The following is a 14,230-nucleotide window of genomic DNA, read 5'->3' on the forward strand; positions in this document are numbered from 1 at the left end:
GGAGGACCGTCAGTCCGTCGCGTTCAGTTCGTGCCACAAGTGCTCCGGGACCCCGTGCGTGAGGTGGGTGGCTGCCGAGGAGACCTCCGCCGGGGTGCGGAAGCCGGCGAGGACGCAGGCGACGACCGGCTCGCGCAGAGGGAAGCAGAGGGCGGCGCGGGGGAGGGGGACACCGTGTTCCGCGCACCGGGTGGCGAGGGACCGGGCCCGGTCCAGGACGGCGGCGGGCACCGTGCCGTAGTCGTAGCGCCCGCCCGCTCCGGGGTGATCGGTGCTCAGCAGACCGGAGTTGAAGGGGGCCGCCGCGATGACGGAGACCTCACGCGCGGCGCACTCCGCGAGGAGCGGGGCGGCGGTGCGGTCGAGGAGGGTCCAGCGCCCGGCGACCATCACCACGTCCGGGTCGCCCTCGGCGACGAAGCGGCGCAGCGGTTCCACGCTGTTCATGCCGATCCCGATCGCGCCGACGACACCCTGCGCGCGCAGTTCGGTGAGGGCGGGCAGGGACTCGGCGAGGGCGGTGTCCATGTGTTCGTCCGGGTCGTGGACGAGAGCGAGATCGATGCGGTCGAGGCCGAGGCGTTCGAGGCTCGCCTCCAGGCTGCGCAGGACGCCGTCGCGGCTGTAGTCGGGGCGGCGGCGCAGTGTGCTGGGGACGGCGAAGCCGCCGGCGGCGAGGTCGGATCCGGTCGGTGACGGGTGCGGTTCGAGGAGGCGTCCGACCTTCGTGGAGACGGTGAACTCCGCTCGCGGGCGGGCCCGCAGGGCCGCACCGAGGCGGCGTTCGGAGAGCCCCAGGCCGTAATGCGGGGCCGTGTCGAAGTAGCGGACGCCCGCGTCCCAGGCGGCGTCCACGGCGGCGCGGGCGGTCTCCTCGTCGAGGGGGGAGTAGAGATTGCCGAGCGGGGCGGCGCCGAAGCCGAGCGGGCTGACTCTGACCTGGCTGCGGCCGAGGGTGCGGTGAGGGCTGGTCATGGTGGACTCCGTACTCCGTACCGGGGGGATTCAGTCGCGTACCGCGTACCACGCGGCCGCGTTGGTGCCGAGCACGGCGGCCCGGTCGGCGGGGGCGAGCGGGGCGAGGAGTTCCTCCGTGACGGCGAGGACCTCGTCGTACTCGGCGGTGAGACGGCACACGGGCCAGTCCGAGCCGAAGAGGACGCGGCGGGGGCCGAGCGCGCCGAGCAGAGTCGCCGCGTAGGGGGCGAGGGCGGTGGCGGGGCCGGTCTCCCCGGTACGGGTCAGGAGACCCGAGAACTTGACGGCTACGTTGGGGAGTTCACCGAGGGCCGTCATCGCTGCGGTCCACCCGGGGGCGGGGCGCGGCCCGATGACGGGGTTGCCCGCGTGGTCGAGGACGAAGCGCACATCGGGCAGCGCGCGGACGAGCGCGACGGTCGCTGTGAGCTGATCGGGGCGGACGAGGAGGTCGTACGCGAGTCCCGCCGCGCCGAGCGCGCGCAGCCCCTGCCGTACCTCGGGACGGGTGAACCACGCGGTGCCTGGTTCGTCCTGGACGTTGTGGCGCAGCCCGGTGAGGAAACGGCCGCCGGGCCGGCCGCGCAGCCGGTCGAGGGCGGCGGGCAGGTCGGGGTCGGTGAGGTCGCTCCAGCCGACGACTGCGCCGATGAACTCCTCCTCCTCGGCGAGGGCCAGGAGTTCGGGTGTCTCCCAGGGCTCGGGCACGGTCTGTACGAGGACGGCGCGGTCGACACCGGCCGCCGCGAGCGCCGGGCGCAGGTCGGCGGGGTGGTAGCTGCGGTGCAGGACAGGGCTCTCGCGGGTCCAGGCGTGTTCGTGCCGGCCCAGGTCCCAGAGGTGGAAGTGGGCGTCGATGCGCACGGTCGTCCTTCGGGCCGGCCCGTGCCGTGCGGCGGTGCGGGCGCGTACGGCACGGGGGTGTGCGGGTGGTGCGGGACGGGCCGGGGCCCCGGGGAGTGGTGCCCCCGGGCCTCAGTCCAGGTGGAAGACCTCTTCGGCGGGGCACCCAGGTCTCGCCGGACGCGGCGCTCTCCACCGGCTGCTGACAGGGGTCGGTCAGTTCCCACCAGCGGAGTGTGGCGGGGTCGGCCGAGATGAGTGCCTGGTCGGCGTCGTAGTCCTCGCCGTAGTACTCCAGGTAGGAGAAGAGGAGTCCGTCGCGCAGGAAGATCGAGTAGTTCCCGATCCGGGCGCGCTTGAGGGTGGCGAGGACCTGCGGCCAGGCGTCGGCGTGCAGGGCGCGGTACTCGGCCTCCTTCTCCGGGCGCAGCCGGATGACGGAGGCGAAGCGGCGCACGCTACGAGGTGCGCAGGCCGTATCGGACCCGGTGTCCCCGGGCGTCGGGGCACCTGTCCCGGGTGCAGCGCCCCTGGCAGCAGTGGCGGATGCGGGAGCGGAGGGCTGTTCGGGCACGGCGCTCACCCTTCCTTGCGCAGGCGGAGGCCGTCCATGCCGCCGTCGACGGCGAGGGCGGTGCCGGTCGTGGAGGCGGCCGCGGGTGACACGAGGTAGGCGACCGCCTCGGCGACCTCGTCGGCCCTCACGAGACGGCCGTGCGGCTGGCGGGCGGCGAGGGCGGCCTGCTCGGCGGCGGGGTCGTCGGCGCTCGCGAGGAGCCGGCCGACCCACGGCGTGTCGGCCGTACCCGGGTTGACGGCGTTGACGCGGATGCCCTCGGGGAGCAGATCCGCGGCCATCGCGCGGGTCAGCGAGAGGATCGCGCCCTTGCTCGCGGTGTACAGGGCGCGCTGCGGGAGCCCGGCGGTCGCGGCGATGGAGCCGATGTTGACGACGGCGCCGTGCGCGGAGACGCGCAGCGCGGGCAGAACCGCGCGGGTGACGCGGACGAGGCCGACGACGTTGACGTCGAGCACGCGGTGCCATTCGGCGTCGTCGTTGTCCTCCACGGCACCCTGGGCGCCGATCCCCGCGTTGTTGACGAGGATGTCGAGGCCGCCGAGCACGCCGAGCGCCTCGGCGACGGCCGCACGGACCGAGGTGTCGTCGGCGAGGTCGGCGCGGACGAGTCCGGCCGTGCCTTCGGGGGCCTCGCCCGCGCGGTCCAGGACGACGACGCGGGCGCCGTGTGCGGTGAGGCGCAGGGCGGTCGCGCGGCCGAGGCCGGAGGCGCCGCCGGTGACGAGGGCGCGCAGCCCGGCGAGGGGAGCGGGGACGGTGGCGGTGGAGTCCGGGGCGGTGGTCATCTCATGCCTTTCCGAGGGTCTGGCGCTGGCGGCCGAGGCCGTCGATCTCGACCTCCATGACGTCACCGGGGTGCAGGTAGGGCGTTTCGGGGCTGCCGAGTGCGACACCGGCCGGGGTGCCGGTGTTGATGATGTCGCCGGGGCGCAGGGTCATGAAGTGGCTGAGGTAGCGCACGATCTCGTGGACGCCGAAGATCATGTCGTGCGTTCCGCCGTCCTGGCGGAGTTCGCCGTTGACCCACAGGCGCAGGCCGAGGGCCTGCGGGTCCGGCACCTCGTCGGCGGTGAGGAGCCAGGGGCCGAGCGGGTTGAAGGTGTCGCAGTTCTTGCCCTTGTCCCACTGGCCGCCGCGCTCCAGCTGGAACTCACGCTCCGAGACGTCGTTGCTGATGGCGTATCCGGCGATGCAGGCGTCGGCCGACGCCGCGTCGGGGAGGTAGCGGGCCTCGCGGCCGATGACGACGGCGAGTTCGACCTCGTAGTCCGTCTTGACGGAGGCGCGGGGGATCAGCACCTCGTCGTCCGGGCCGACGACGGTGTCCGGGGTCTTGAGGAAGACGATCGGCTCGCCCGGGACCTCGGCGCCGGTCTCGGCCGCGTGCTGACGGTAGTTGAGGCCGATACAGACGATCTTGCCGATGGATACGAGCGGGGGACCGAAGCGCTCGACGGGACCGGTCAACTCGGGGAGCGAGCCGAGGTCGCGTACGGCGAGGGCGGTGGCGAGCGACGCCGGGGTGAGGTCGGCGCCGTCCAGCACGGGCGCCAGTTCACGCCAGGTGCCGTCCTGGCCGGAGACCACCGGCCGTTCCGCGCCGGGGGCGCCGATGCGTGCGAGTTTCATCGCGGTCCTTTCGCAGGGAGGAGCGAGGGCTGTGAGCGAGGGGGACGCGCGGTCGTCGGGGAAGACGACCGGAGGCGTTGCCGGAGGGTGGACCGGAGGTGCGCCGGCGAAAGTGCGCCGGCAGGCGTGGCCGGCGGGCGTCGAGCGGCGTCATCCGGCGTACTTCGGTACGCCAGGACCATAAGAGTCTGATCCATTTGGCGCAATGCGGCCGATTGAAAGCCCTTTTGATGAGCCTATAATCCGTTTTGATCAGGTGACTAAAAGATTCTTTCCGCCACATCTTCCGAACGCGTAACGCAGATGCAATAGTTGCGGCGGCCGATGAACCTGATTAATCCATCACCACTGGAGGGGAGTGCCGTGGGAGCGCCGAGGCAGACGCCGGACGGGAGCCACGAACCGGGCCGTTACCGGCCCGGGTACGAACGGGTCGCGGAACAGCTGCTCAATCACATCGCCGAGCAGCAGCTCCGCCCCGGGGACCGGCTCCCGACCGAGCAGAGGCTCGCCGAACTCCTCGGCGCCTCACGCAACGTGACGCGCGAGGCCGTCAAGACCCTCGCGGGGATCGGGAGGTTGAGCGTGCGGCGCGGCGCCGGCATCTTCGTGGCCGAGTCGGCCGGAGGCCTGGTGGACGGCGACCAGACCGTGCACTTCCGGCCGACCAGCATGGAGCACGTGCTGATGCTGCTCGACTACCGCACGGTGATCGAGACCGAGACCGCCCGTCGCGCGGCCTCGCTCGCCACCCCGCTGGAGGTGCGCGAGATCAGGAACAGCGCCACCACCACGGCGAGCACCGCGCGTGCCGGTGACGCCTACGGCTTCGCGGCGGCCGACGCGGCCTTCCACGACGCCGTCGGTGCGGCCGCGCACAACGTGTTCCTGCGGTCGAGCATCGGCAACATCCGCCGCCTGGCGTCCCAGTCCGACGTCCTGCTCTTCCACGGGGACGCGCCGGGTTCGCTGGACGTGGCGGCGGAGCAGCACCTCGCCATCGCCGAGGCCGTCGCCGCCGGCGAGGCGGAACGCGCCGCCGTGCTCATGGCCGAGCACATCGCCACGACCCGGCGGCAGTTCGAACGAAAGATCCGCGACCGGCTCTTCCACATGGACGAGCGGACGCAGCCGCCGGGATCACCCGGGCAGCAGGCCGACCCGCCCGCCGCCTCGGCCTCCTGAGGCCCACCCACCACCGCGCGAGGGCGGCCCACCGGCCCCCGCGAGCAGCACGAGCCACCGCGGGCCGCGCGGGGCGCCCCGTCAGGACGGGGCGCCCCCGCCCGGCACGTACCCCCGCTAGCCACCCGCCCGGGGAGCCCGCACCACGAAAGGCAGCACCGCAGCCACACCTCGATACCGCCTAACAGCATCCCCCGTGGGGTGGCCCCTTCCGGGCCCTCGGCCCTCCCGGTCCGCGCGTGACCTGATCCGCGCCGCCGGCGGCCGTACAGCCCCTCCCCGCACACCGGTGTCCCGTTCCGGGACGGACGGACACCGGTCCTCGGCCTGAGCATCGCTCCGGCCACCTTCCCGGTGCCATGCCCCCGGCCGCCGCCCCCGCGGCCCCGGAGCGGCCGGCCCGGCCCCCAGACCCGGAGCCAGCCGCTCCGGGGTCCGGACAGCTTGTCCTTACGCGATGGGATACCCGTGTCCACACGCCCTGAGAACAACGCCCTGCCCACCAGGCTGCGAAGAGCCGCACTCGCCGCAGCACTCATCACCCCGGCCGCCCTCGTGCTGCCGCTCGCCCCCGCCGCCTCCGCGGCGCCCGCCGCGGCACCGCGCCCGGCCCTGACCGTGCACGTCTCCCCGCACGGCAGCGACTCCGGGACCGGCACCGCCGCGCGCCCCTTCAAGACGCTCGAACACGCCCGTGACCACGTGCGCACGGTCAAGAAGCGCGTGCACGGTGACATCCGGATCGAGCTGGCCGACGGCACGTACCGCCTCAACCGCACACTCGTCCTCGACTCCCGCGACTCCGGCACGAACGGCTCCACCGTCACCTGGGCAGCCGCCCGCGGCGCGCACCCCGTGATCAGCGGAGGCAGGCAGATCACCGGCTGGCAGCCCGCCGACGGCGACGGCAAGGTCTTCAAGGCACCCATCGGTGACCTCCAGGCCCGGCAGCTCTACGTGGACGGCGAGCCGCAGACCCGTGCGCGCACCGAGAACGAGTGGCCCGGCGGCTGGCAGAAGACGAAGACCGGCTACACGTTCACCGACGACAGCCTCACCCACCTCAAGCACCCCTCCGACCTGGAGGTCGTGAGCAGCTGGGGCTGGAAGCTGATGCGCTGCCCGGTGGAGTCGGTCAACGGCCACACCATGACCATGCGGCAGCCGTGCTGGAACAACGCGAACCTCCAGGAAGGCCAGGAGATCACCACTCCGACCTGGCTGGAGAACGCCCGCGAGCTGCTCGACACACCTGGCGAGTGGTACATCGACCACGCGGCCGGGGAGGTCTTCTACTACCCGAAGCAGGGTCAGGACATCGGCCAGGCCGAGGTCACCGTGCCCACCGTGCAGGACCTCGTGGACCTCAACGGCACCGCGGCGGCTCCCGTCCGGGACGTCTCCTTCGACGGCCTCACCTTCTCGCACTCGACCTGGCTGGACCCCAGCTCCGACGAGGGCCACGTCGAGGGCCAGGCCGGCTTCCGGATGGTCGGCGCGGACAACCCCGACTTCGACTCGACCAGGCTCGACTGGAAGAAGACACCGGGCGCCGTCAACACCGGCTTCACCCGGGACGTCTCCTTCACCGGGAACACCTTCACGCACCTCGGCGCGGCCGGGCTCAACCTCAACACCGGCAGCCAGTCCACCGAGATCACCGGAAACGTGTTCCGGCAGATATCCGCGACCGGCATCCAGATCGGCGGCGTCGACTACTACGACGACGCCCACCCGGCCGACAAGCGCAACGTGGTCAAGGACACGACCGTCACCGACAACGTCGTGACCCGGGCCGCCGACCAGTACCGCGGTTCGCTCGGCATCCTCGCCGGCTACACCGACCACACCACGATCACGCACAACAAGGTCTACGACCTGCCCTACAGCGGCATCTCGGCGGGCTGGGGCTGGGGCCTGACCGACAAGGGCGGCAACCCCTCGTACGTCGGCAACGGCAAGGTCCCCGTCGCCACGACACCGACCACCAGCCGGAACACCGTCATCTCGTACAACGAGATCGGCGACATCATGAAGCACCAGGCGGACGGTGGCGCGGTCTACACGCTCGGCGCCAACCCCGGCGGCCGGGTCAGCGACAACTACATCCACGGAGTCCCCGAGCCCGCCTACGGCGCCGTCTACCACGACGAGATGAGCCGTGGCTGGACGAACACGAACAACGCGTTCTGCGGCGTGGCGTACCAGTGGATGCTGATGAACCACGGCATCGAGAACAACGCCTCCGGCAACTTCACGGACAACCAGGGCTACTCGGTCCAGGGCGGCAGCTTCGACAACACCGTCCAGGACAACGTCAAGGTCGGCGGCTGCGACCAGCTCCCCGCCTCGATCGTGAAGAACGCCGGACTGGAGCCCGCCTACCAGCACCTCGACCCGGGTCCCGTCGTCACCGACCGCACTCCGCCCACCAGGCCCGGCGCACCCAAGGTCACGACGGATTTCCCGACCGTGGCCGATCTCAGCTGGGCCGCGTCCAAGGACGACAAGGGCGTCACCGGCTACACGGTCCACCTCGACGGCAAGCTCGTCAGCGCCTCCGGTTCCACCGCGGTCCGCATCGCGAACCTGAAGCAGAACACCACCTACCGCTTCCAGGTCCGGGCCCGCGACGCGGCCGGCAACGAGTCCCCGTACAGCACCACCACCGTCGTACGCACACCCAAGGGCGACGACCTGGCGCTGGGACACCCCGCCACCGCCTCCTCGGACTCCGAGGGCAACACGCCGGCGAAGGCCGTGGACGGCGACCCGGGCACCCGCTGGGCCCAGGGCCTCGGCCTGCCTGACCCCTCCTGGATCCAGGTGGACCTCGGCGCCTCGTACGACGTCAACGGCGCCATCACCACCTTCGAGAAGAGCAAGGGCTACCGCTACCGCGTCGAGGTGTCGCCCGACGAGGTGCACTGGAAGCCGCTCGTCGACCGCACCGGTGCCGACACCACCGAGGCGACCGACTACGCGCATGCCACCACCCCCGTCACCGGCCGCTACGTCCGGCTCACCCTGACCGGCACCAGCGGCAACGGCGGCAGCATCTTCGACTTCCGGGTCTACGGCACGAAGGCGAAGGTCACCGACCGCACCGCCCCCACCGCGCCCACGTCCCTCACCGCGAAGGTCCTGCTCCCCGGCAGCGTCCGGCTCGACTGGCCGGCCGTCTCCGACGACAACGGTGTCACCAGCTATGCGGTCCTCCAGGACGGCAAGCGCGTCGCCGTCACGGGAGACACCTCGCTGCGGATCGACGGGCTCGCACCCGAGACCCGCTACACCTTCACCGTGACCGCGCGGGACGAAGCACTCAACACCTCGCCCGCGAGCCCGGAGGCGGTCGTCACCACCCCCGCCGACACCGACCTCGCCCTCCACAAGGAGGCCACCGCCTCCTCGGACTCCGAGGGCAACACGCCCGCCAAGGCCGTGGACGGCGACAACGGCACCCGCTGGGCCCAGGGCCTCTTCCTGCCGGACCCCTCCTGGATCCAGGTCGACCTCGGCACGAGCACCCCGGTCTCCGCGGTCGTCACCACCTTCGAGAAGAGCGGCGGCTACCGCTACCGCGTCGAGTACTCCGCCGACGGCAAGGAGTGGTCCACCTTCGCCGACCGCACGGACAAGGCCACCACCACCCAGACCGACAACGCCGTCGCCGAACAGCCGGTGGAGGCCCGCTACCTGCGGCTCACCGTGACCGGCTCCAGCGGCAACGGCGCCAGCATCTACGAAATCCGCGCCTACGGCGGCTTCTAGGGGAGCCGGGGGCCCGTCCCACGACGGGCCCCCACCCCGCCGCCGTCATCGCGGACGCACAGGAAAGACGAGACGAAAGCCACTCATGAAGATCACCAGCGTCGAAGTGCACCGGGTCGAGGTACCGCCCGCCGACCCTCCCTTCCTGTGGCGGGAAGGGCTCGCCGGGAGCGCCCGGGTGGGCGACGGTGCGGTCCTGCACCTCGGGACCGACGAAGGTGCGGAAGGCGTCGCGCTGTTCGCCCGGCCGGGCGCGTACGCCATGCTGACGAGCCTCGTGGACGTGGTCTTCCGCGAGGAACTGCTCGGCGCGGACCCCTTCCAGCGCGAGTGGCTGTGGCACCGGGTCTGGGAGCTCGACCGCATCCACGAACTCCCGCTCCCGGCCCTGGGCCTCATCGACACCGCCCTGTGGGACCTCGCGGGCCGCTACTACGACGAACCCGTGTGGCGGCTGCTCGGCGGCTACCGCACATCGATACCGGCCTACGCCTCGACCTCGACCTTCGCGAACACCGAGGAGTTCCTCGACGTCGCCGACCAGAGCCTCGCGCTGGGCTACCGGGGCATCAAGCTCCACGCCTGGGGCGACGCCCGCCGCGACGCGGCACTCTGCCTCGCGCTGCGCGAGCACGTCGGCCCCGACGTCCCGCTCATGTACGACGGCTCCGCCGGCTTCGACCTCCCGGACGCCATCCACCTGGGCCGGGCGCTCTCGGAGGCGGACTACCTCTGGTACGAGGAGCCGATGCGGGAGTTCAGCATCAGCTCCTACCGGCGGCTCGCGGAGTGCGTGGACATCCCGCTGCTCGTCGCCGAGACCTCCGACGGCGCCCACATGAACGCCGCCGACTTCATCAAGGCCGGGGCAGCCACCTTCGGGGTACGGGCCAGCACCAACCTGCGCGGCGGAGTCACCGGGGCCATGCGCATCGCGCACCTCGCGGACTCCTTCCAGCTCCGCGCCGAGGTGCACGGCTCGGACCTGCCCAACCACCACCTGTGCATGGCGATCCCCAACACGACCTACTACGAGTCCCTCGTGACCTCCGCGCACGTCGTGCGCGAGCGCCACGTGGATGCCGATGGCCTGGTGCACGCACCCACCGCACCCGGCATCTCCCTCCCGCTCGGTCTGGGTTACGGCAAGACGCTGGAGCCCTTCGTCGAAACCCCGCGCTGAACGACGTGGGTGCCCCGCCCGCGCCCCCGTGCGGGCGGACACCCCGGCGCCCGCCCCACCGGCGCACCGCCCCCTCACCGCAGACTCCCCGTACAACGAAAGGCAGGACAATGAGGTCTCTCCGATCTGCCGGAGCCGGCCGGGCCCGTGCCACCCGCACCGCCGCCGCCGTGCTCTCCCTGACCGCCGCGGCGCTCCTCGCGGGCTGCGCCAGCGCGGACACCACCTCGGACACCGGCAGCTCCCCGGCCACGGCGAAGGACTTCAAGCAGGCCGAGCAGAAGGAGGGCTCGCAGATCACCGTGTGGGCCGACTCCACCCGGCTGCCCTCCGTCCAGGCGTACCAGAAGGCACACCCGGACACGAAGATGAAGATCGTCACCTACGACGGCGGGGCCGACGGCTCCACCTACCTCCAGTCGAAGGTGCAGCTCTTCGACCGCACCGACAAGGGCTGGCCCGACGTCGTCTTCGGTTCCCCCACCGACGTCACCTGGGCCTCGCAGCCGACGAAGCCGGGCGCGCAGCCCTTCGCCGCGCCGCTCGACGACGAGCTCGTCCCCCGGGCGACCCTGGACGGATTCGCCAAGGGCTCCCTCACCCCCTGCGAGTTCAACGGTCACACGTACTGCCTGCGCAACGACATCGCCCAGGTCGTCCTCTGGTACAACAAGCCGCTCATGGACAAGTGGGGCTACCAGGTCCCCACGACGTGGGAGGAGTACGAGGCGCTCGGCAAGAAGGTCGGCAAGGAGCACCCCGGCTACCTCGTCGGATCGGTCGGTGACACCAACTCGCACGAGTCCTACTTCTGGTCCACGAAGTGCCCCGCGTACCAGCTCACCGAGCCCGACACGCTGCGCAGCAACCTCTCCGACAAGAACTGCACGCGCACCGCGAAGCTCCTCGACAACCTGATCGACGCGAAGGCCGTCACCACCAAGGGCTTCTTCTCGCAGGGCTTCGCGAAGAACAGCGGTGACAAGGTCCTGATGGCCTACGGCCCGTCCTGGTACGGCCAGTACCTCTTCAAGACCGCCTTCAAGGTCCCCTCGAAGACGATGGCCGTCGCGCCCCCGCTCAAGTGGCAGGGCGAGACCACCGCCAGCACCGGAAACGTCGGCGGCGGTGTGTGGATGGTCTCCTCGCACAGCAACAACCTGAAGGCGTCCACCGACCTCGCCACCTGGCTCACCACCTCGGACGAGAACCAGAGCGCCGCGCCGACCTACCCCGCGTACACCAAGGCCGCCCAGGCGTGGCTGAAGAACCCGGCGAACAGCTCCTACTTCGCCGGTGACGTGAGCGAGGTCTTCCGGAGCGCCGCCGACGCGGTGTGGACCGGCTGGTCGAACACGAAGTTCCCGGACGCCACCGCCTGGTCAAGCGCGGTGCTGCCCAAGCTGACCGAGGGCAAGAGCCTCACCTCGGTGCTGCCCGACTGGCAGAAGGAGATCAGCAACGAGGCCAAGGCCGACGGATACCAGGTGACCAACGAATGACCGTCCTGGAGACCCCCCGCGTCTCCACCGGCACTCCGCCCCGCGACGGCTCCGCGCCGTCGCGGCCGCGGGGCCGCCGGCTCAACGCGGGCTACTTCTTCGTCGCCGGATACACGGTGCTCCTGCTCGCCTTCGGCGTCTTCCCGACCGCCTACTCCTTCTACCTCGCCTTCACCAACGACCGGGGCCAGTTCACCGGCCTCAACCAGTTCACGAAGGTCGCCAAGGACTACCGGTTCCTGCCCGCCTTCGAGCACATGCTGGTCTACCTCGTGCTGTGGCTCGTGGTCCTCGTCGTTCTCGTGGTCCTCGTCGCGGTCGTCCTGCGCGGCCGCATCCGCCCCGGCACCTCCGCCCTGCTGCGCTTCCTCTACTACATCCCCGGCGCCCTCGCCGGGGTGGCGAGCGTCCTCGTCTGGCTCTTCATGCTCGACCCGGACGTGAGCCCGGTCTCCTGGCTCCTCGAAGCCATGGGCATGCACTCCTTCGCGGCGGTGCTCGCACCGGGACACCTGCCGGTCATCCTCATGCTCATCGCCTTCTGGACCGGCGCGGGCGGCTGGATGGTCGTCATGTACGGGGCACTCAACAACATCCCCGACGAGGTCCTGGAAGCCGCCCGGATGGACGGGGCCGGACCCTGGCGCACCGTCTGGCACATCCAGATCCCCATGATCCGCCAGTGGATCGTCTACATGGCGATCATGGCCTTCGCCACCGGCACCCAGCTCTTCGTCGAGCCCCAGCTGCTCCAGACCGCGAGCCTCGGCCGCGTGAGCCCCACGTGGTCGCCGAACCAGCTCGCCTTCGTGTTCGCCTTCCAGCAGGGCGACTTCAACGGAGCGGCGGCCATCTCGGTCTTCCTGCTGAGCCTCGGTCTCATCGCCGCGGGTCTGCTGGTCGCACGCTCCAACCTGTTCTCCCTGGACGACAAATGACCGACATCCCCCTCGCCGCCCGCACCGGCCGGCTGGCACGCCCCTCCAAGTTCCTCTCGTTCGCGGTGATCGGCGCGCTCCTCGCGGTGCTGCTGGTCTTCTTCGTGCTGCCGGTCATCTGGCTGCTGCTCGCGCCCAGCAAGACGGCCGGACAGATCACGCACGACAACCCGCTCTCCTTCGGCTCCCTCGGCCAGATCGGCACCGCCTGGAAGCACCTGTTCGACTTCCAGGACGGCGTCATGGCGCACTGGCTGCTGAACTCGGCGATCTACAGCGGCGGTTCGCTGATCCTGACGCTCGCCGTCAGCATCACGGCCGGCTACGCGCTGGCACTCACCAAGTTCAAAGGCCGCAAGACGCTGCTCACCGTCACCCTCGTGACCATGATCATGCCGCAGGCGACGCTGGTCCTCCCCGTCTTCCTGGAGCTGAACAACTTCCACCTCATCGGCACGGTCTGGTCGGTGATCCTGCCCTTCTCGTTCTACCCCTTCGGCGTGTATCTCGTGTACATCTACTTCGGCAGCAGCCTGCCGCGCGACCTGCTCTCGGCGGCGCGCATGGACGGCTGCAACGAGTGGCAGCTCTTCACCAAGATCGCGTTGCCGCTGGCCAAGCCGGTCGTCGGGCTCGTCGCCTTCTTCAGCTTCGTGGGTAACTGGAACAACTTCTTCCTGCCCTACCTCGTGCTGCCGGACAGCGACCAGTTCCCGGTCCAGGTCGGCCTCAACCAGCTCCTCACCTCGACGCCGAGCTTCAACCCGGTCGCGGGCGCGGGCCTCAACATCACGATCCCCGAGCTGGCGCTGGCGATCGTCGTGGCGATCCTCCCGGTTCTCGTCCTCTTCCTCTTCTCACAGCGCACCCTCGTCTCCGGCATGCTCGCGGGAGCGACGAAGGAGTGAGCGCACGCCGCAGCGGCGGGTGTCCGAGCCCTCGGAGGGCGTCAGGAACACCCGCCGCGTCGCGGCGTCCGAGCGCGGTGCCGACGACTCGTGGACGAAGTCCGGTCGATCCCGCTGATCCGGTGCGCCGGCGCCCGATGCCAACGGACGCTAGACGGAACCGGGAGCGCCGGCCGGCGAAGCCTGTTGATACAACGCCACCAGTACCCCGTGCACCGGCTGGTCCTCAGCGCCCTCCTCGGCCTCGTCGACGAGAGCGGCGAGGGCTTCGCCGAGCTCTCGCGCCTTCTCGGGACTGAGCCGCAGGTGGCGCAGTGTCAGGTGGGGTTCCACGGGAGCGAGGTCCAGCTCCTGCGCCACCGCGGCGAGCATCGCGGCGGTGCCTGCCGCCCTGGGCTCGGCGACGAGCATGTGGCGGGCCGTGCGCTGGTAGTACTGCTCGGTGCCGCCGCGGACCTGGCGGGTCTCGGCGACGTGGATCAGCCCGGCATCGCGGAGCACCTTGAGGTGGTGGGCCACGTTGCCCTTCTTCGCGTCGAGCTGCGCTGCCAGCTGCCTGACGGTGGCAGGCCGGTGGCCCAGGGCGAAGAGCAACCGCTGGCGCAACGGGTGGGAGAGCGCCGCGAACTGCTCAGGTGCGCCGATCTCCAGAACGTCCTCGGGAGGCGGCGGATAGGAAGGCTGATCGCGCATACCTAAAGTGTCTAAAA

At 70.9% G+C, this 14,230-nt stretch carries 11 protein-coding genes and 1 pseudogene; 6 read left to right on the forward strand and 6 right to left on the reverse strand.

Annotated features, from left to right (window positions below):
• Positions 1–9: 9 nt before the first annotated feature.
• From OG521_38665 to OG521_38685, 5 genes and pseudogenes are all read right to left on the reverse strand, one after another.
• Positions 10–975, reverse strand: a complete 966-nt coding sequence (locus tag OG521_38665) for an aldo/keto reductase (protein WUW26374.1) — start codon at positions 973–975, stop codon at positions 10–12.
• 30 nt (positions 976–1,005) lie between these two features.
• A complete protein-coding gene (locus OG521_38670; protein ID WUW26375.1) occupies positions 1,006–1,842 on the reverse strand; it encodes an amidohydrolase family protein in 837 nt (278 codons plus the stop codon).
• Between the two features lie 111 nt (positions 1,843–1,953).
• Positions 1,954–2,278 (reverse strand): annotated as a pseudogene (locus tag OG521_38675) (L-rhamnose mutarotase).
• Positions 2,279–2,400: 122 nt separating this feature from the next.
• On the reverse strand, positions 2,401–3,186 hold the full coding sequence (locus OG521_38680) for an SDR family oxidoreductase (GenBank protein ID WUW26376.1): 786 nt from the start codon (positions 3,184–3,186) through the stop codon (positions 2,401–2,403).
• Between the two features lies 1 nt (position 3,187).
• On the reverse strand, positions 3,188–4,030 hold the full coding sequence (locus tag OG521_38685) for a fumarylacetoacetate hydrolase family protein (protein WUW26377.1): 843 nt from the start codon (positions 4,028–4,030) through the stop codon (positions 3,188–3,190).
• Between the two features lie 363 nt (positions 4,031–4,393).
• Here OG521_38685 and OG521_38690 point away from each other — a divergent pair, with 363 nt between their 5' ends.
• From OG521_38690 to OG521_38715, 6 genes are all read left to right on the forward strand, one after another.
• Positions 4,394–5,215, forward strand: a complete 822-nt coding sequence (locus OG521_38690; GenBank protein ID WUW26378.1) for an FCD domain-containing protein — start codon at positions 4,394–4,396, stop codon at positions 5,213–5,215.
• Between the two features lie 468 nt (positions 5,216–5,683).
• Positions 5,684–8,989, forward strand: a complete 3,306-nt coding sequence (locus tag OG521_38695) for a discoidin domain-containing protein (GenBank protein WUW26379.1) — start codon at positions 5,684–5,686, stop codon at positions 8,987–8,989.
• A gap of 85 nt (positions 8,990–9,074) precedes the next feature.
• A complete protein-coding gene (locus OG521_38700; protein WUW26380.1) occupies positions 9,075–10,172 on the forward strand; it encodes a racemase in 1,098 nt (365 codons plus the stop codon).
• A gap of 110 nt (positions 10,173–10,282) precedes the next feature.
• Positions 10,283–11,674, forward strand: coding sequence for an extracellular solute-binding protein (locus OG521_38705; protein ID WUW26381.1), 1,392 nt, complete (start codon positions 10,283–10,285; stop codon positions 11,672–11,674).
• The gene (locus OG521_38710) at positions 11,671–12,612 is read left to right on the forward strand and encodes a sugar ABC transporter permease (protein ID WUW26382.1); all 942 of its coding nucleotides are present in this window, start codon (positions 11,671–11,673) and stop codon (positions 12,610–12,612) included. The genes OG521_38705 and OG521_38710 overlap by 4 nt, the downstream gene beginning before the upstream one ends.
• Entirely contained in the window at positions 12,609–13,520 is a 912-nt protein-coding gene (locus OG521_38715) for a carbohydrate ABC transporter permease (protein ID WUW26383.1), read from the forward strand. The genes OG521_38710 and OG521_38715 overlap by 4 nt, the downstream gene beginning before the upstream one ends.
• Before the next feature lie 150 nt (positions 13,521–13,670).
• Here OG521_38715 and OG521_38720 read toward each other — a convergent pair whose 3' ends face one another.
• Complete coding sequence (locus tag OG521_38720) at positions 13,671–14,213, reverse strand: winged helix-turn-helix domain-containing protein (protein ID WUW26384.1); 543 nt, start codon at positions 14,211–14,213, stop codon at positions 13,671–13,673.
• Positions 14,214–14,230: the final 17 nt, after the last annotated feature.

The organism is Streptomyces sp. NBC_01463 (genome assembly GCA_036227345.1).
GTDB lineage: Bacteria > Actinomycetota > Actinomycetes > Streptomycetales > Streptomycetaceae > Streptomyces.